The 14,383-nt window shown below is 63.0% G+C and carries 13 protein-coding genes and 1 pseudogene; 7 read left to right on the top strand and 7 right to left on the bottom strand.

Features of this window, described 5'->3' with window-relative positions:
- The first annotated feature begins 166 nt into the window (after positions 1-166).
- The 5 genes from IVA98_RS05145 to IVA98_RS05165 all read left to right on the top strand — a co-directional run bounded on the left by IVA98_RS05145 (position 167) and on the right by IVA98_RS05165 (position 6,679).
- Positions 167-949, top strand: a complete 783-nt coding sequence (locus IVA98_RS05145; protein ID WP_247279900.1) for an outer membrane protein — start codon at positions 167-169, stop codon at positions 947-949.
- A 233-nt stretch (positions 950-1,182) separates the two neighbouring features.
- The gene (locus tag IVA98_RS05150; RefSeq protein WP_247279901.1) at positions 1,183-1,851 is read left to right on the top strand and encodes an outer membrane protein; all 669 of its coding nucleotides are present in this window, start codon (positions 1,183-1,185) and stop codon (positions 1,849-1,851) included.
- Positions 1,852-2,137: 286 nt separating this feature from the next.
- Positions 2,138-5,113 (top strand): excinuclease ABC subunit UvrA, encoded by a 2,976-nt coding sequence (uvrA, locus tag IVA98_RS05155; protein WP_247354359.1) that lies wholly within the window; start codon positions 2,138-2,140, stop codon positions 5,111-5,113.
- Between the two features lie 158 nt (positions 5,114-5,271).
- Positions 5,272-5,877, top strand: a complete 606-nt coding sequence (locus IVA98_RS05160; RefSeq protein WP_247354360.1) for a hypothetical protein — start codon at positions 5,272-5,274, stop codon at positions 5,875-5,877.
- Positions 5,878-6,019: 142 nt separating this feature from the next.
- Complete coding sequence (locus tag IVA98_RS05165; protein ID WP_247354361.1) at positions 6,020-6,679, top strand: HAD family hydrolase; 660 nt, start codon at positions 6,020-6,022, stop codon at positions 6,677-6,679.
- 116 nt (positions 6,680-6,795) lie between these two features.
- On the opposite strand, the gene IVA98_RS05170 is transcribed toward IVA98_RS05165, so the two are convergent.
- From IVA98_RS05170 to IVA98_RS05195, 6 genes are all read right to left on the bottom strand, one after another.
- Positions 6,796-7,749: a YVTN family beta-propeller repeat protein gene (locus tag IVA98_RS05170; RefSeq protein ID WP_247354443.1), complete on the bottom strand. Its 954-nt coding sequence runs from the start codon at positions 7,747-7,749 to the stop codon at positions 6,796-6,798.
- A gap of 2 nt (positions 7,750-7,751) precedes the next feature.
- Positions 7,752-8,303: an SRPBCC family protein gene (locus IVA98_RS05175; RefSeq protein ID WP_247354362.1), complete on the bottom strand. Its 552-nt coding sequence runs from the start codon at positions 8,301-8,303 to the stop codon at positions 7,752-7,754.
- A gap of 843 nt (positions 8,304-9,146) precedes the next feature.
- On the bottom strand, positions 9,147-9,941 hold the full coding sequence (locus IVA98_RS05180) for an AAA family ATPase (RefSeq protein WP_247354363.1): 795 nt from the start codon (positions 9,939-9,941) through the stop codon (positions 9,147-9,149).
- A 108-nt stretch (positions 9,942-10,049) separates the two neighbouring features.
- A complete protein-coding gene (locus tag IVA98_RS05185) occupies positions 10,050-10,910 on the bottom strand; it encodes a PCC domain-containing protein (protein WP_247354364.1) in 861 nt (286 codons plus the stop codon).
- A gap of 9 nt (positions 10,911-10,919) precedes the next feature.
- The gene (locus tag IVA98_RS05190) at positions 10,920-12,527 is read right to left on the bottom strand and encodes an acyl-CoA synthetase (protein ID WP_247354365.1); all 1,608 of its coding nucleotides are present in this window, start codon (positions 12,525-12,527) and stop codon (positions 10,920-10,922) included.
- Between the two features lie 112 nt (positions 12,528-12,639).
- Positions 12,640-12,813 (bottom strand): hypothetical protein, encoded by a 174-nt coding sequence (locus IVA98_RS05195; RefSeq protein WP_247354366.1) that lies wholly within the window; start codon positions 12,811-12,813, stop codon positions 12,640-12,642.
- A gap of 99 nt (positions 12,814-12,912) precedes the next feature.
- On the opposite strand from IVA98_RS05195, the gene IVA98_RS05200 reads away from it, so the two are divergent.
- On the top strand, positions 12,913-13,272 hold the full coding sequence (locus tag IVA98_RS05200) for a hypothetical protein (protein ID WP_247354367.1): 360 nt from the start codon (positions 12,913-12,915) through the stop codon (positions 13,270-13,272).
- A 109-nt stretch (positions 13,273-13,381) separates the two neighbouring features.
- On the opposite strand, the gene IVA98_RS05205 is transcribed toward IVA98_RS05200, so the two are convergent.
- Complete coding sequence (locus IVA98_RS05205) at positions 13,382-13,777, bottom strand: SPW repeat protein (RefSeq protein WP_247276036.1); 396 nt, start codon at positions 13,775-13,777, stop codon at positions 13,382-13,384.
- A gap of 315 nt (positions 13,778-14,092) precedes the next feature.
- Between IVA98_RS05205 and IVA98_RS05210 the strand changes: the two are divergent.
- A pseudogene (locus tag IVA98_RS05210) lies at positions 14,093-14,367 on the top strand (GNAT family N-acetyltransferase).
- Positions 14,368-14,383: the final 16 nt, after the last annotated feature.

Genomic DNA, 14,383 nt, shown 5'->3' on the forward strand with positions numbered 1-14,383 from the left:
TCATCAAGTTGCGCTTGGCTCATTCGGTCAGCGAGTGTGGCATTTCGGAGACGGACTTTGCCGGTTTCGTAAGCTAGGGTTGCCTCGGAATTAGTTCATATGGGCGTCGCGCCTTCATTAGCCGCTTCGGGGAGTTTGAGAAGCGGTCGAAACTGGGGAGACTGCAATGAATAAGATTCTGTTTAGTGCAATCGGTGCAATGGCGCTGGGCCTCTCGGCTCCCGCAAGCGCGGCAGATCTCGCTGCGCGCCCATACACCAAGGCTCCGGCTCCCGCCGTTGCCGCAATCTACGACTGGAGCGGCTTCTACATCGGTATCAACGGCGGCGGTGGTTCGAGCCACAAGTGCTGGGATTTCGTGACGCCTGTTACCGGCACTCTGGTTGGCGAAGGCTGCCACAACGCAACGGGCGGCACGGTCGGTGGCCAGATTGGCTATCGCTGGCAGTCGACCAATTGGGTGTTCGGCTTCGAGGGCCAGGGCAACTGGGCTGACTTTTCCGGCGACAACGTGAGCACCCTGTTCCCTGGCACCGCTTTGGTCACCGGGGATCGTAACCGCTCTCGCATCGACAGTTTTGGCCTGATCACTGGTCAGGTCGGCTATGCCTGGAACAATGTGCTGTTCTATGTGAAGGGCGGCGCCGCTGTGGTCGGGGACAAGTACGACGTCTATGCCGCCGCAGGTACCCCGGGCGCTGGCACGCTGCTGGCATCGGCACGTGAAACCCGCTGGGGTGGTACGGTGGGTGCTGGTCTGGAATTCGGATTCGCACCAAACTGGTCGGTCGGCGTCGAATACGACCACATTTTCCTCGGCCACCGCACGATCGGCTTTACCACGCCGGCGGGCGTTGTGTTCGGGAGCGACCGAATTGGCCAGGATGTCGACATCGGTCTCGTCCGGCTGAATTACCGCTTTGGTGGCCCGCTGGTCGCGAGGTACTGATCGCTCTGATTTCGTTCAAGGATTAAAGGCCGGCCTCGTGCCGGCCTTTTTCGTTTTATCCAAAGCAGACGGTCGGATAAGTCAGTGATCAAGACGTTTTGTGGCTGTTGTGGCTTTTCGGAGACACAACTTGCGGCTTTAGCGGTGTAAGCACGGCATTAGTTGGGCCGTTGAGTCCGCTGCCTTCGGCATGGAAGGTAACAACAGAAACTGGGACTGGGATTAGTTGAAAAATGAAAAAGGTTTTGTTGGCTTCGGCCTGTTTGTTCGCTCTCGCTGCTCCGGCTTCGGCCGCTGACCTCGCAGCGCGCCCCTACACCAAGGCCCCGATCGCTCCGGCCGCCGTCTACAACTGGACCGGCTTCTACCTCGGCGTCGTCGGCGGCGGCGCTTGGGAAAACGCGTCCGATCCGCGGATGCAGGGTGGCTTCGTCGGCGGCACCGCCGGCTACAACTGGCAGACCGGCAACGTCGTGTTCGGTATCGAGGCGGATGGCGCCTGGGCTGACGTGAGCGCTTCGGCAACCGCACTTGGCATCACTGTCGCCTCCAAGACCGATGCGCTCGGCACTGTGCGCGGCCGAATCGGCTGGGCCGTCAACAACGTCCTGTTCTACGGCACCGGCGGCTACGCCTGGATCGACAACAAGATCACCGTCAGCGCCCTCGGCGTGAGCGTCTCCGACAGCAAGTGGCATTCCGGCTGGACCGTCGGTGCGGGCGTCGAAGCTTTCTTCGCTCCGCAGTGGTCGGTCAAGGGCGAGTACCTCTATCGTAGCCTCGGCAGCGAGAACTACTTCTCTAACCTTGGCGCTCCGCTGGCCTCCGGCACGATCAACTTCCACACCGTGCAGGTCGGCGTGAACTATCACTTCGGGGGCCCGGTGGTCGCCAAGTACTGAGCTGAGTACTGATCACTACCGAGGTCACATCGTCACGAAAGGCCGGCCTCGCGCCGGCCTTTTTGTTTTACGGCTCGATCCGCGCAGTTCCGCTCGCTCCTGCTGCTGCCAGATGCCGCCAGCGCACCAACAATCCGTTGACGATTCGCACGTGCCACTGGAAATCCGCTCGCGTTCTTCCTACGTTCGCTGACATACCCATCGGCGCCGATCCCGGTTCCGGGCGAAGCGCGCCTTTTACGTTGGCGTGATCGCGCGTCTTTGGGATTCCTTGAGGATCAGCGGGATGGACGAAGTGATCAAGGCCAAGCGCCAACAACAGAACGCGGGCTCAAGCCTGCGCGCGATTACGATCCGTGGCGCGCGCGAGCACAACCTCAAGAACATCGACGTCGAGATTCCCCGCGACAAGCTGGTGGTGTTCACGGGGCTGTCGGGCTCCGGCAAATCCTCACTGGCCTTCGACACCATCTACGCCGAAGGCCAGCGCCGCTACGTCGAATCGCTGTCGGCCTATGCGCGCCAATTCCTCGAGATGATGCAGAAGCCCGACGTCGATCAGATCGACGGGCTATCGCCGGCCATCTCGATCGAGCAGAAGACGACCTCGAAGAATCCGCGCTCCACGGTCGGCACCGTCACTGAGATCTACGACTACATGCGCCTGCTCTGGGCGCGGGTCGGCGTGCCCTATTCGCCGGCCACCGGCTTGCCGATCGAGAGCCAGACCGTGTCGCAGATGGTCGACCGCGTGCTGACGTTGCCGGAAGGCACGCGCCTCTATCTGCTCGCCCCGGTCGTGCGCGGCCGCAAGGGCGAGTACCGCAAAGAGCTCGCCGAATGGCTCAAGAAGGGCTTTCAGCGCGTCAAGATCGACGGCACCTTCTACGAGCTGGCGGAGGCCCCGACCCTCGACAAGAAATTCCCGCACGACATCGACGTCGTGGTCGACCGCATCGTGGTGCGCGCCGACATCGGCCAGCGCCTCGCCGAGAGCTTTGAGACCGCGCTGAAGCTCGCCGAAGGCCTTGCCGTCGTCGAATTCGCCGACGCGCCGGCGGCCGCACCCGCGGAAGAGAAAAAAAAGACCGCGAAGATCCACGACAAGAGCGGGCCCGAGCGCATCCTGTTCTCGGAAAAATTCGCCTGCCCGGTCTCCGGCTTCACCATCCCCGAGGTCGAGCCGAGACTCTTTTCCTTCAACAATCCCTACGGCGCCTGCCCCGCCTGCGGCGGGCTCGGCGTCGAGCAGCATGTCGACGAGGATCTCGTCATCCCCGAAAAGGATCTGACGTTGCGCAAGGGTGCGATCGCGCCCTGGGCCAAGTCATCATCGCCCTACTACGTGCAGACACTGAACGCGCTCGGCAAGCACTACAAGTTCACGCTCGACACCAAGTGGAAGGATCTGCCCAAGAAGACGCAAAACGCGCTTCTCTACGGCTCCGGCGAGGATGAGATCAAGTTCTCCTATGAAGACGGCGTGCGCTCCTACGACACCAAAAAACCGTTCGAGGGCGTCATCACCAACATCAACCGCCGCTATCGCGAGACCGAGAGCGAGTGGGCGCGCGAGGAGCTGGCGAAATATTTCCATGACGTCCCCTGCGAGGCGTGCCACGGGTTTCGGCTCAAGCCCGAGGCGCTCTGCGTCAAGATCGGCGGCAAGCATATCGGCGAGATCTCGGAGCTGTCCGTAAAGGGCGCCGGCGAATGGTTCGAGACCGTGCCCGATGCGCTCAACGCGCAGCAGAACGAGATCGCCGGGCGCATCCTGAAAGAAATTCGCGAGCGCCTCACCTTCCTGCTCGACGTCGGCCTCAACTATCTCACGTTGTCCCGATCCTCCGGCACGCTGTCCGGCGGCGAGAGCCAGCGCATCCGCCTGGCCTCGCAGATCGGCTCGGGCCTGACCGGCGTGCTCTACGTGCTCGACGAGCCCTCGATCGGCCTGCACCAGCGCGACAACGCCCGTCTGCTCGATACGCTCAAGCGCCTGCGCGACCTCGGCAACACCGTGGTCGTAGTCGAGCATGACGAGGACGCGATCCGGCTTGCCGATTACGTGCTCGACATCGGCCCCGGCGCCGGCATGCACGGCGGCCACATCGTCGCCGAGGGCACGCCCGCGGAGATCATGCGCAATCCGAAATCGCTGACTGGCAAGTACCTGACCGGCGAGCTCGAAGTCGAGGTGCCGGAGCGGCGCCCACCGAACCATCGCCGCACCATCAAGGTGGTCAATGCGCGCGGCAATAATCTCAAGAACGTCACTGCCGAGATTCCGCTCGGCCTGTTCACCTGCGTGACCGGCGTCTCCGGCGGCGGCAAGTCGACGCTGCTGATCGACACGCTCTATCGCGCCATCGCCCGCAAGCTGAACAATGCCAGCGAGGGCGCAGCGCCGCACGATCGCATCGAAGGCCTCGAGCACATCGACAAGATCATCGACATCGACCAGTCGCCGATCGGCCGCACTCCACGCTCCAACCCCGCGACCTACACCGGCGCCTTCACGCCGATCCGCGAATGGTTCGCCGGCCTGCCCGAGGCCAAGGCGCGCGGCTACGAGCCCGGCCGCTTCTCCTTCAACGTCAAGGGCGGCCGCTGCGAGGCCTGCCAAGGCGACGGCGTCATCAAGATCGAGATGCACTTTTTGCCCGACGTCTACGTCACCTGCGACGTCTGCAAGGGCAAGCGTTACAATCGCGAGACGCTGGAGGTGCTGTTCAAGGGCAAGAGCATCGCCGACGTGCTCGACATGACCGTGGAGGAGGCCGCCGAGTTCTTCAAGGCGGTGCCGCGCGTTCGCGAGACCTTCAACACGCTGCACCGCGTCGGCCTAGACTACATCCACGTCGGCCAGCAGGCCACCACGCTCTCCGGCGGCGAAGCCCAGCGGGTCAAGCTGGCAAAAGAGCTATCGAAGCGCGCCACCGGGCGCACGCTCTACATCCTGGACGAGCCCACCACCGGCCTGCACTTCCATGATGTCAAGAAGCTGCTGGAGGTGCTGCACGAGCTGGTCGCACAGGGCAACACCGTCGTCGTCATCGAGCACAATCTCGAGGTCATCAAGACCGCCGACTGGGTCATCGATCTCGGCCCCGAAGGCGGCGATGGCGGCGGCGAGATCGTGGCCTGGGGCCCGCCGGAAGACATCGCCAAGGCACCGCGGAGCTATACCGGCAAGTTCCTGGAGCCGGTGCTGAAGAAGGCAAGCAAGCCGAAGCGCGGGAGGACGAGCGAGGCGGCGGAGTGACGCCGCCTCGCAGCCGTGATCGAATTTCCCGGAAATGACTCGGACCAGTCGGACGCGCATTCGTTAGCACGCATCTCAAGTGGCGCCTCGGCCAACAATCTGTGGTTCAGTTGAAGGTTGATGCTATACTTTTTTGATTTCGCCTGCAGGAGGTTAGATTGAGCGATGCAACCGACTCATCCAGCTTTAGCTTCGAATTCATAATTTCTAGAGAAGAAGATAGATTCTTCAGAAGACTTGCGAAAGCCAACCTGAAGGCCCTCATCGATTGGCGTAGCCAAATGACCTTGGCGTTGACCGTTTATGCCTTCATGATCGTGGCAAGCTATATCGCCTTACGTCAGGAGTTGCTGACGCCGCCCGCCGTGTTTGCCGCGACACTGTGCTTAGTAGTGGGACAGCTCTACATGTATTTTGTCTCGAGCTGGATTTCTCGCCAAATATTCGAGAAACTCTTTGAGTTGGATCGTCTCAGTCAGAAGACGTGGCACGTTATTTTTGACGACTTCTCGATCGTCCACAGAGGTCCGAACACCGAGAGCCGGATGTCTTGGGACGAGATTGCGACGATTCAAGATAGCCCAGTCATGGTCGCATTCTGGTACAGTGCGAGACAGGGGTTTTTCATTCCGGCACGAGTCATTGGTGACTCCTCCGCGCGCGCGGCCTTCGTAGAATGGGCGGGGGAGCGCTTGCGCCGCCCTGCCATTGCGGCGGACGCCACCAGGCCCACCAAATTGTTCCCAACACCCGAGCGAAGCTAGCGTCCTACAGCGAGACCTTGCCAACCCAAAGATCAAAGTCCTCGCTTTGTGACGGCCGCGCTGTGTGAAATGGACGTAAATCTCTTCCGCAACGTCACGTTCGAACTAAAGGCTCCGCGAACCAAAGCGCTCAGCGAGATCAATGCCCTACTCCCTCGCCATCTTCGATCTCGACGGCACGCTCGCCGACAGCTTCCCCTGGTTCCTGCGCACCATCAACGACGTCGCCGATCGCTTCGGCTTTCGCCGCGTGAAGGATGAGGACATCGAAAAGCTGCGGCATGCGTCGAGCCGCGAGATCCTCAGCCACCTCGAGGTGCCCTTGTGGAAGCTGCCGGCGATCGCGCGGCATGCGCGGCGGCTGAAGGCGGAGGCAGCTAGCGAGATTTCGCTGTTTGCCGGTGTCGAGGCGATGCTGCAGACGCTTGCCGACAACGGCGTGCAGCTCGCGCTGGTCACGTCCGACAGCGAAGCCAACGCGCGCGAGAAGCTCGGCGATGCCGCCACGCTGTTTTCGCATTTCGACTGCTCGGCGTCGCTGTTCGGCAAGCCGGCGAAATTCCGCCGGGTCATCGGGCGCGCGGGCGTCGAGCCGAGCCAGGTCATCGGCATCGGCGACGAGGTCCGCGACATCGAGGCGGCACGGGCCGTCGGCATTGCCTGCGGCGCGGTGTGCTGGGGCTATGCGGCGCCCGCGGCGCTGCGGGCGTTGAAGCCGGACCACGTGTTTGAGCAGATGGACGAGATTGTGGGTGTGTTGTGCGGGACCCACGGGACTCGTAGGGTAGTTAGCGAAGCGTAACCCACTGCTGTGGTCTTCCGATTCTCCGTTGCTCGCGGCTTGGCGGGTTACGCCTTCCATTATGACTCGTTGAGACATCCCGGGCGTGGTCCGGGTAACCTACCCTACGCAATCCCCTACTCCGTCCTGCGCAAAAACGCCCCGAACGCCCGCGGGCCGTCGCCGGTCTTGACCTCGCCGATCACCTTCAGATCAGTTGCATCGATGATGTTGAGCGTATTGCTCTCCCAGCAGGCGACGATGACGCGCTTGCCGTCGGCGGTCGCGGCAATGCCTTCGGGATAATCGCCGACATTGATGCGCTTGATTGGCTTCAGAGTCGCCAGATCGAACACGCTGACGGTGCCGCCATACTGGTCGGTGACGAAGCCGCGCCCTTGCGTCAGCGCCACCGCGTAGGGCCGCATCCCGACCGGCACGCGGCCGATTTCGCGGCCTTCGGCGATGTCGATCACGGAGACGTCGTCTGATCCGACATTGGCGGTGTAGGCGCGCTTGCCCGCGGCGTCGATGGTGATGCCGAAAGGACGCGTGCTGACCTTGATCATTGCTTTGCGCTGCCGCGTCGTCGTGTCCACCACAGAGACGCTGTCGTCGTCGCGGTCTGCCGAGAGCAGCAGCTTGCCGTCCGGCGTCACCGCAAGGCCCGATGGCGAGGCACCGAGCGCGATGCTGGCCGTGACGCTGCGCGAAGCCGTATCGATCACCCGCACCGCGGCGGCATACCAGTCGGCGACATAGACGGTCTTGCCATCGGGCGCGACGGCAATGCCGAGCGGCCCGCCGCCCACCTCGATCCGCCCCGCAACCTGGCGCGCGGCCGCGTCCACCACCGTCACCGCCTTGCCATCGGGGCTCGTCACATAGGCAAAACGTCCGTCCGCGCTGACGGCGACGCCCGCCGGCTTGCCTCCGATCGGAATGGTTGCAACGCTGCGCGCAGTGGCGAGGTCCACGACCATCAGATCGTCGCTGAGCTGGTTGGTGACGAACGCCTCGTCGGCGGACGCACGTGGGAGACCGGCACCGCAAAGGCTGGCGGCCAAGGCCGCCAGGACCAGCGCTCGCACCATCAGCTACCGCTCTCGATCTTCTTCTTGAGCGACTCGAGCCCGGCCCTGTACAGCCCGCTCACCGCCTTCACCGCAGCTTCGTCGCTCAGCTCCGGTGGCGGATCGTTGTTGGGATAGCCACGATAGAACGCGCCGGCCCATTCCAGCTTCGCCTTGCCATCCGGCGCAGGCGACACCGTCAAGGTCGAGGAATAATTGGTCACCGGCAGCACCTTCACGTCGACCTTGGTGATCCGGTACGAATAGCTCAGCATGTCGGGCTCGTATTTGTAGAGCTCCTCCTCGACCGTCGGGCCGCCGGTTAGGGTCAGCGTCCGCGTCGCGCCGATCTCGTTGCCCTTCTGGCCCTCAGTCTTGGTGACGGGCGGGAGCCAGCTCATGTCCTGAAAATTGCCGATCGCCGCCCAGACCTTGGCCGGCGGCGCGCTGATCTCGATGGATTCCCGCACCTTCTGCCGTGTCGGCCCATGGGCCCAGACCGGCTCAAGAGCCGCCGTCAGAGCCATCCCCGCCACCACCCCGGCGATCGCCGTTCCCATCGTCATCCTCATGTCGTTTCCTCATTCATCAATCTGCGCGACTTGGAGCGCGCTGAGGTCATCGTAGCGCATTTTTGGACCGCGGGGAGACGTGTTCGTGGCGCGCTTGTGGCGGGCGTGGTGTCGAATATCCACACCATCCCTTGCGTTGCCTGACGGGCAACCACACGAGGCCAAGGTCAATGCGTTCATTCAAAATAGTTCGCTTTACTAGAATTCGGAATTATCGCATGTTTCGGTCACCCCAACCCGGGCCGAGGGGCGGATCGCGATCGTCACGAACGCGGGATGGGACGTGGTGGACGCGGGCAGCGCCGCGCGCAGATGGTTTGCAGGGCGGGTCACTCCGTGAGCGAATGCCGCGCGCATACGACGGGTGCAGCCTGCGTACGGCAAAATCGTGTGGTCCTGGCGCCCGGGGTCTGTGCGCCAAGTGTTGCGGTGATGCCTGCAGCCCGACCGGGTCCGCGGCATCAGCCATCCGCAAGGCGACGGGGGCAATAGTGCATCGCTCCCCGAGGAGAGCACGACATAAGCCGTCAAACCATTGCGCAGGGAAGGCCGGGATGTCCAGGCTGCCCTGTATGCCGCTGTGCATGTGTTTCCAGCGCATTTGCGCACAGCGGACCGCGGGCGCCAGCCGGCGTCCGGTCTTCCCTGCGCCCTCGGCATCTGCGAGGGCGACGACCACCGCAAGCTCGGGCACGAGGTGCCGCGAGAAGGTGAACCTGTGCTTGCAACCAAAAGGCCAAGGTGGATGCAGGCAATCCAAACTGTCACCCTGGAAAGACTCTGGATTGCTTCGCTTTCCTCGCAAATGACGACCGGGAGAGTGGGTGTGACGATTGCCGTCAATCATTCCGCCAGCGTGGCCTCCACGAAGCCGCGCGGATCGGCGCAAAATTCACGCATCACCCGGTAATCGGTCTGCTCCACCGTAACCGGCTCCAGGCCGTATTTACCCAGCCGCAGCAGCTGCGCATTCGGATAGGCCATCATCAATGGTGCGTGGGTCGCCATGATCACCTGACAATTGCCGGAGAGATCCATCCGATGCAGGAGCTTGAGGAAATCCATCTGCCGCGCCGGCGACAGCGCCGATTCCGGCTCGTCGAAGATGTAGATGCCCTGCTTCTGGCAGCGCTCCTCGAAGAAGACCAAAAAGCCCTCGCCATGGGAAAAGGAGAGATAGTCCGGCGCCTCCTGAACGCTTGCACCAAACACGCCCTCCATGGCTTGCGCGGCGCTCACGGCCGAGCGGTCCATGTAGCGCGCAATCGAAAAGAACGTCTCGGCACGGAAGAACCAGCCGTCGGTCACCTTCGGGACCCACGCGCCCCGCAACGCAGACGACAGCTCTTCGCCAGTGATTTCGATGCCGCCGCCGTCTATCTCCTGAAAGCCCTTGCGGCCGCCCGTGCTGGCAAAGCCGGCCAACCCCGCGATGCCCTCAAGAATGGTCGATTTTCCGGCGCCGTTCTCGCCGACGATGATCGTGACCGCGGACTCGAAGCTGTGATCGAACTCATCCCTGAAGATGGGGAGGCAGAACGGATAAGCCTCCCAGTCCTCGACCCGCGAGCGATCGAGCCAGACACGCCTGAGATAGGGCGCACGCAGTGTGGTCTGTCGACGTCGTGTCCGGCTCATGCTCCCCCTCCGTCCCCGCCGAAATCTTCAAGGAACATATCAGGAACACAAACTGCATGGAAGTGGCATCTGCGGACAGTCGCAAGCTACGGTCGTGCCTTAGCCCAATTAGCCCGTCGGCTCCAGCACCAGCTCCATGGTCATCAGCACGGGATTGTCGCCGCGGACCAAGCGGCCCTCGGCGAGGCCGCCGGTGTAGTCGATCAGGGCGACATCGAGGGCGGCTTCGAGCGCGCCGGACGAACCGGCCTCGATCGCGCCGCATGTTATCGCCATCTCAGTGGCAAACGGCTCGGTAACGCCGCCATGGGTGAAGCGCGCGCCGATGGTCGAGCCGACGCCACCGTGAATTTTCGCACGCACAATGCCGTGCGCGCGACAGAATGCTTCGAGGCAGCCGGCCAAATCCTGGTTAGGCCGCAGCCGCAGCGCGAAGGCGCGGCTCTTGGCCTGCGCACCGGTGCTCTCAGCGGCCACCGGCCCGAACAGCTTGAAATTCGTTTCTGGATCGGACTCGGCCGTGAACATCGCACCATCGAGACCGAAGGCTTCGACGGCGAACGGTTCGGCGACAACAGTCTCGTCGGGCAACATGTGGCCGCCGCTGGCGCGGCCATCGGCCTCCGTCCACAGCCCGTGGCAATGAAAGAACGGCGCGCCCTCCCGCACACCCAGCGTCATGCTGCCGAGCTTCGTGCGCGTCACGCCCTTGGGCCGAAACGCATCGCTGTAGAACGCTGCATTGTCGCCCGTCTTCGACAGTGCCGGCATCACATAGCCGAACGGCCCAAGCGCGCCAGCACCAAAATTGAGCACGCCGCCGGCAAAACCCTCCGCGGCAAAACCGCGGCGCGCGGCTTCCAGCAGCGGCAGACCGGCTTGAAGCGTGAAGGCGAAGGCGCGTCCCCTCGCCTCCACCCATTGGATGCGTTCTGCGTGAGGTGCGCCCGGCTGCTTGATGCTGCGCATGACGCCCGCTCAGCTGGCCTTCGTTTTGTCGAGATCGAGCAGGCCTCGCGCCTCGAGCTCGTCGCGTACCATGCGTTTTGGAATCTTGCCGTAGCCGGATTTCGGCAGCGCTTCCCAGAAAAAGAACCGCTTCGGCATCTTGTAGCGCGGCACCATCGGCGAGAGAAATGCCGCCATCTCCGCTTCGCTCACCGGCTTCTCGCCTTCGCGCGCGACGCAGACGGCAACGCCGACCTCTCCCCAGGTCGGATCGGGCACGCCGAGCACGGCGACCTCGCCGACGGCCGGATGCGTCAAAATCTTCTCCTCGATCTCCCGTGGATAGATGTTGGAGCCGCCGGAGATGTACATGTCGGAAGCCCGTCCCGTGATGTAGACAAAACCCTCCTCGTCCATGTGACCGAGATCGCCGGTGCGGAACCAGCCGTTGCGGAACGCTTTCGCATTGGCTTCGGGATTATCGTAGTAGCCGGCGAACACCGCGGGGCCGATCACACAGATCTCGCCGCTCTGGTTGGCTCCGAGCTCGCGGCCCTCATCGTCCTGGATCGAGACCTGCATGCCGGTGCGCTCGAAGCCACAGGTGCCGATCTTCGCATGCGGGCCGTCCTCGGACTCGTGCAACGCGGCCGGCAGCACGGTAATGTTGCCGGTGACCTCGCCAAGGCCAAAATACTGCACGATCACCTTGCCGAGCTTCTTCAGCGCTGCCTTCTGATCCTCGCGATACATCGGCGCGCCGGCATAGATCACGTGGCGAAGCGAGGAATGGTCGTATTTGTCGGCCGCGGGGTGCTCGACCATCATCTTCAAGATGGTCGGCACCGTGAACAGATTGCTGACGCGCTGCGCCTCGATGAGGCGAAACGCCTCGTTGATGTCGAATTTCTCGGTCGGCAGCAGCACGGTACGCGCGCCGCGTGCGGTCTGCATCAACTGATGCACGCCTGCACCGTGCGACAATGGCGCCACCACCAGCGAGGCATCCTCTTCCGTCACACCGGGTGTCAGATCGGCCAGATGGTTGGTGACGACAAAGCCCATCTGGCCGTGGGTCAGCACCGCCGCCTTGGAGCGCCCGGTGGTGCCGGAGGTGAAGAAGAACCAGCAGGGATCGTCATGCTCGACTGCGACATTGTCCACGGCAGCGCCCGTATGCGAGGCGATGGCGTCCGCCACCGAGCGCTCGCCGAACGCGGCCTTGCCGTCGATGCTCCAGGTGAATTCCAGCGCGCCGCTCTTCACTGCCGCCGCGTGTTCGGGAAAATCGACATGGCACAAGAACGCCTTCGCCCCGGAGGCCTGAGCGAGATAGCTGACCTCATCCGGCATCAGGCGGAAATTGGTCGGGACCCAGACTGCACCCAGCCGGAACGCGGCGAACATCGAAAAGAACATCTCGTCGCCATTCTTGGAATGGACAAGGATGCGGTCGCCCTTCGCAATACCGTGCGCGGCGAGCGCCGCCGCCAGCGCCGAGACCTGCACATCGATCTGGCGCCAGGTCCAGGACTTGTCACCCCAGACAAAGCCAGGTCGCGATCCATGCCGTCGCGCATTCTGGGTCAGCATGTAAGCGAGATTCATGACGCGGCGGGACATGCGCAGGGGCTGCATCGGGCTTCCTCTTCGAGTGCGGACAGCAGGTTATCTGCCCGCTCATCGCAGCCCATTTATCGCGATCGAACGCGCCCCCGCAAGGCCGCCTGCCGCGCGCCTGCCCTACGGCTCACTGAACGCAAACTAAGGTCACGGCGCCGCCGTCCTGGCTGTCGCAGTCCTCATTGGCGCAGCGCAGCGCCTTCTGCACGCCCGGCGGACAATCGGACGGATCAAGCGGCTTTGCATCGTCTGCGCGGGCGGCGGCGGCGAACTCAGCAAGCAGGAGCATCAGATAACGCATGCGCGTTGTCGCCGGCGCAGTCGCAGCCGCAGCCGTTCAGGGAATTTTAAACATGATCAGCGCAACCTCGCTCAGGTCTCGCGTAAAGAGTATCGCATTATGTTCAAAGCGCCCGCCTTCCTCCTGCTCACGCTGGCGCTTGCCGGATGTGCCGCGGCCCCGCAAGCGCATCTGACCTCAGATCCCGCCTTCAAGCCCGCGCGCTATGCCTGGGATGGCGCCGGCGAGGATCCCAACCGGCCGCACGCAGCGTCCGGACCGACGCGCACCGCAGCCCGATCCCAACACGACCGATCGCATGCCGGACTTCAGCCCTATTCGAAGGAATGGTGGCAGGCGCAGGAGGGCAGCGACGCCGAGCAGGACGCCAGGGTCAACCGCTCCCTGGTCATCTGCCGAGGTTGCCTCCGCTCGCAGCCGCAGCCCGAAGAGTCCAGGCTCGCCAAAGCCACGGATTGAACCGAACCGCCCTCATGGGTCGAGAGGCGCTCGGATCATTCAGACATCGTCACGAGTTGAAGGCAGAGGCCCGCCGTCCGTAACCGGCGGGCCTGCCGATATCTGCGGCCTATTGTCCGTGCTTGAGCATGTCCTGGTCATTCAGATCCCAGTCCTGCCACAGCTGGAGTATGCCGAGCAGCACCACCACCGCACCCAGGCTCGTGTGATAGATGCGGAGAAAGCCTTCACCGGAATAGCCGATGACGTAAGGCGAGGCGATGAGCCACAGTCCGACCAGGATCGTCATCACCTCTTGCCAGCGCTGCAAGGCGACATATTCGAGCTGGCTGAGGCCAAACACGACCAGACCGATTGCGACCGTATTCAGGATCATCGTCTGGTGTCCGGCGATCGCTTGATCCTGGATCGGAAACCACGGCGAAGCCACGATCACCGCGCCGAGCAGCATCCCGCACCAGTCTTCCCATGTTCGATGAGTATTGAAGAAACCAAAGTCCGACATCGTACCCTCCTACAACGAGGCATACGTCTGCGGCTGGCAATCACGACACTCCGAATGTCTCGCGACCTGCCGGCCGCATTCGGGCGTATGTCCTCTCAGGGACGTGGGAACCGCCGCGGACCTTGCAAGAGCAATATCGAGGATTATTTGCGGCCGCTTATCATGCTCGCAGAGCGAGACATCGATGCTGCAATGCGGCCGCAGGGACGCGCATTGCAGATATCTCCCCTGCCGCAATCTGCTTGGTCTCACCTTGGCAAGGGCGGGGTCAGCCTCCTAAATCGGGACGCAATCTGCACTATGGAAGGGTCCCACATGGCGGCTTCGGTACGCGACAACAAGGACAAGAACCGCTTCGAGCTCGATGTCGGCGGCGACATCGCCTTCGCCAATTACCGGCTGACGCCGTCGGCCGTGATCATCACCCAACCGAAACGCCGCGCGCCCTCCGTGGCCGCGGTATTGGGTCCGAGCTGGTCGAGGGCGCGCTGGACTTGATCCGCCGCGACGGGAGGAAGGTGATCGCCGGCTGCGGCTTCGTTGTCGACTATCTCGACAGGCATCCGGAAGATGCGGATCTCCTCGCCTGAACCCAAAAGGGCCCCG

It is taken from the genome of Bradyrhizobium sp. 160 (assembly GCF_023073735.1).
Lineage (GTDB): Bacteria > Pseudomonadota > Alphaproteobacteria > Rhizobiales > Xanthobacteraceae > Bradyrhizobium.

Bases quoted from the DNA above. Each gene is read 5' to 3' on its own strand.
- IVA98_RS05145 (WP_247279900.1), top strand. From the start codon at position 167: ATGAATAAGATTCTGTTTAGTGCAATCGGTGCAATGGCGCTGGGCCTC.
- IVA98_RS05150 (WP_247279901.1), top strand. From the start codon at position 1,183: ATGAAAAAGGTTTTGTTGGCTTCGGCCTGTTTGTTCGCTCTCGCTGCT.
- uvrA (WP_247354359.1), top strand. From the start codon at position 2,138: ATGGACGAAGTGATCAAGGCCAAGCGCCAACAACAGAACGCGGGCTCA.
- IVA98_RS05165 (WP_247354361.1), top strand. From the start codon at position 6,020: ATGCCCTACTCCCTCGCCATCTTCGATCTCGACGGCACGCTCGCCGAC.
- IVA98_RS05175 (WP_247354362.1), bottom strand. From the start codon at position 8,303: ATGAGGATGACGATGGGAACGGCGATCGCCGGGGTGGTGGCGGGGATG.
- IVA98_RS05180 (WP_247354363.1), bottom strand. From the start codon at position 9,941: ATGAGCCGGACACGACGTCGACAGACCACACTGCGTGCGCCCTATCTC.
- IVA98_RS05185 (WP_247354364.1), bottom strand. From the start codon at position 10,910: ATGCGCAGCATCAAGCAGCCGGGCGCACCTCACGCAGAACGCATCCAA.
- IVA98_RS05190 (WP_247354365.1), bottom strand. From the start codon at position 12,527: ATGCAGCCCCTGCGCATGTCCCGCCGCGTCATGAATCTCGCTTACATG.
- IVA98_RS05195 (WP_247354366.1), bottom strand. From the start codon at position 12,813: ATGCGTTATCTGATGCTCCTGCTTGCTGAGTTCGCCGCCGCCGCCCGC.
- IVA98_RS05200 (WP_247354367.1), top strand. From the start codon at position 12,913: ATGTTCAAAGCGCCCGCCTTCCTCCTGCTCACGCTGGCGCTTGCCGGA.
- IVA98_RS05205 (WP_247276036.1), bottom strand. From the start codon at position 13,777: ATGTCGGACTTTGGTTTCTTCAATACTCATCGAACATGGGAAGACTGG.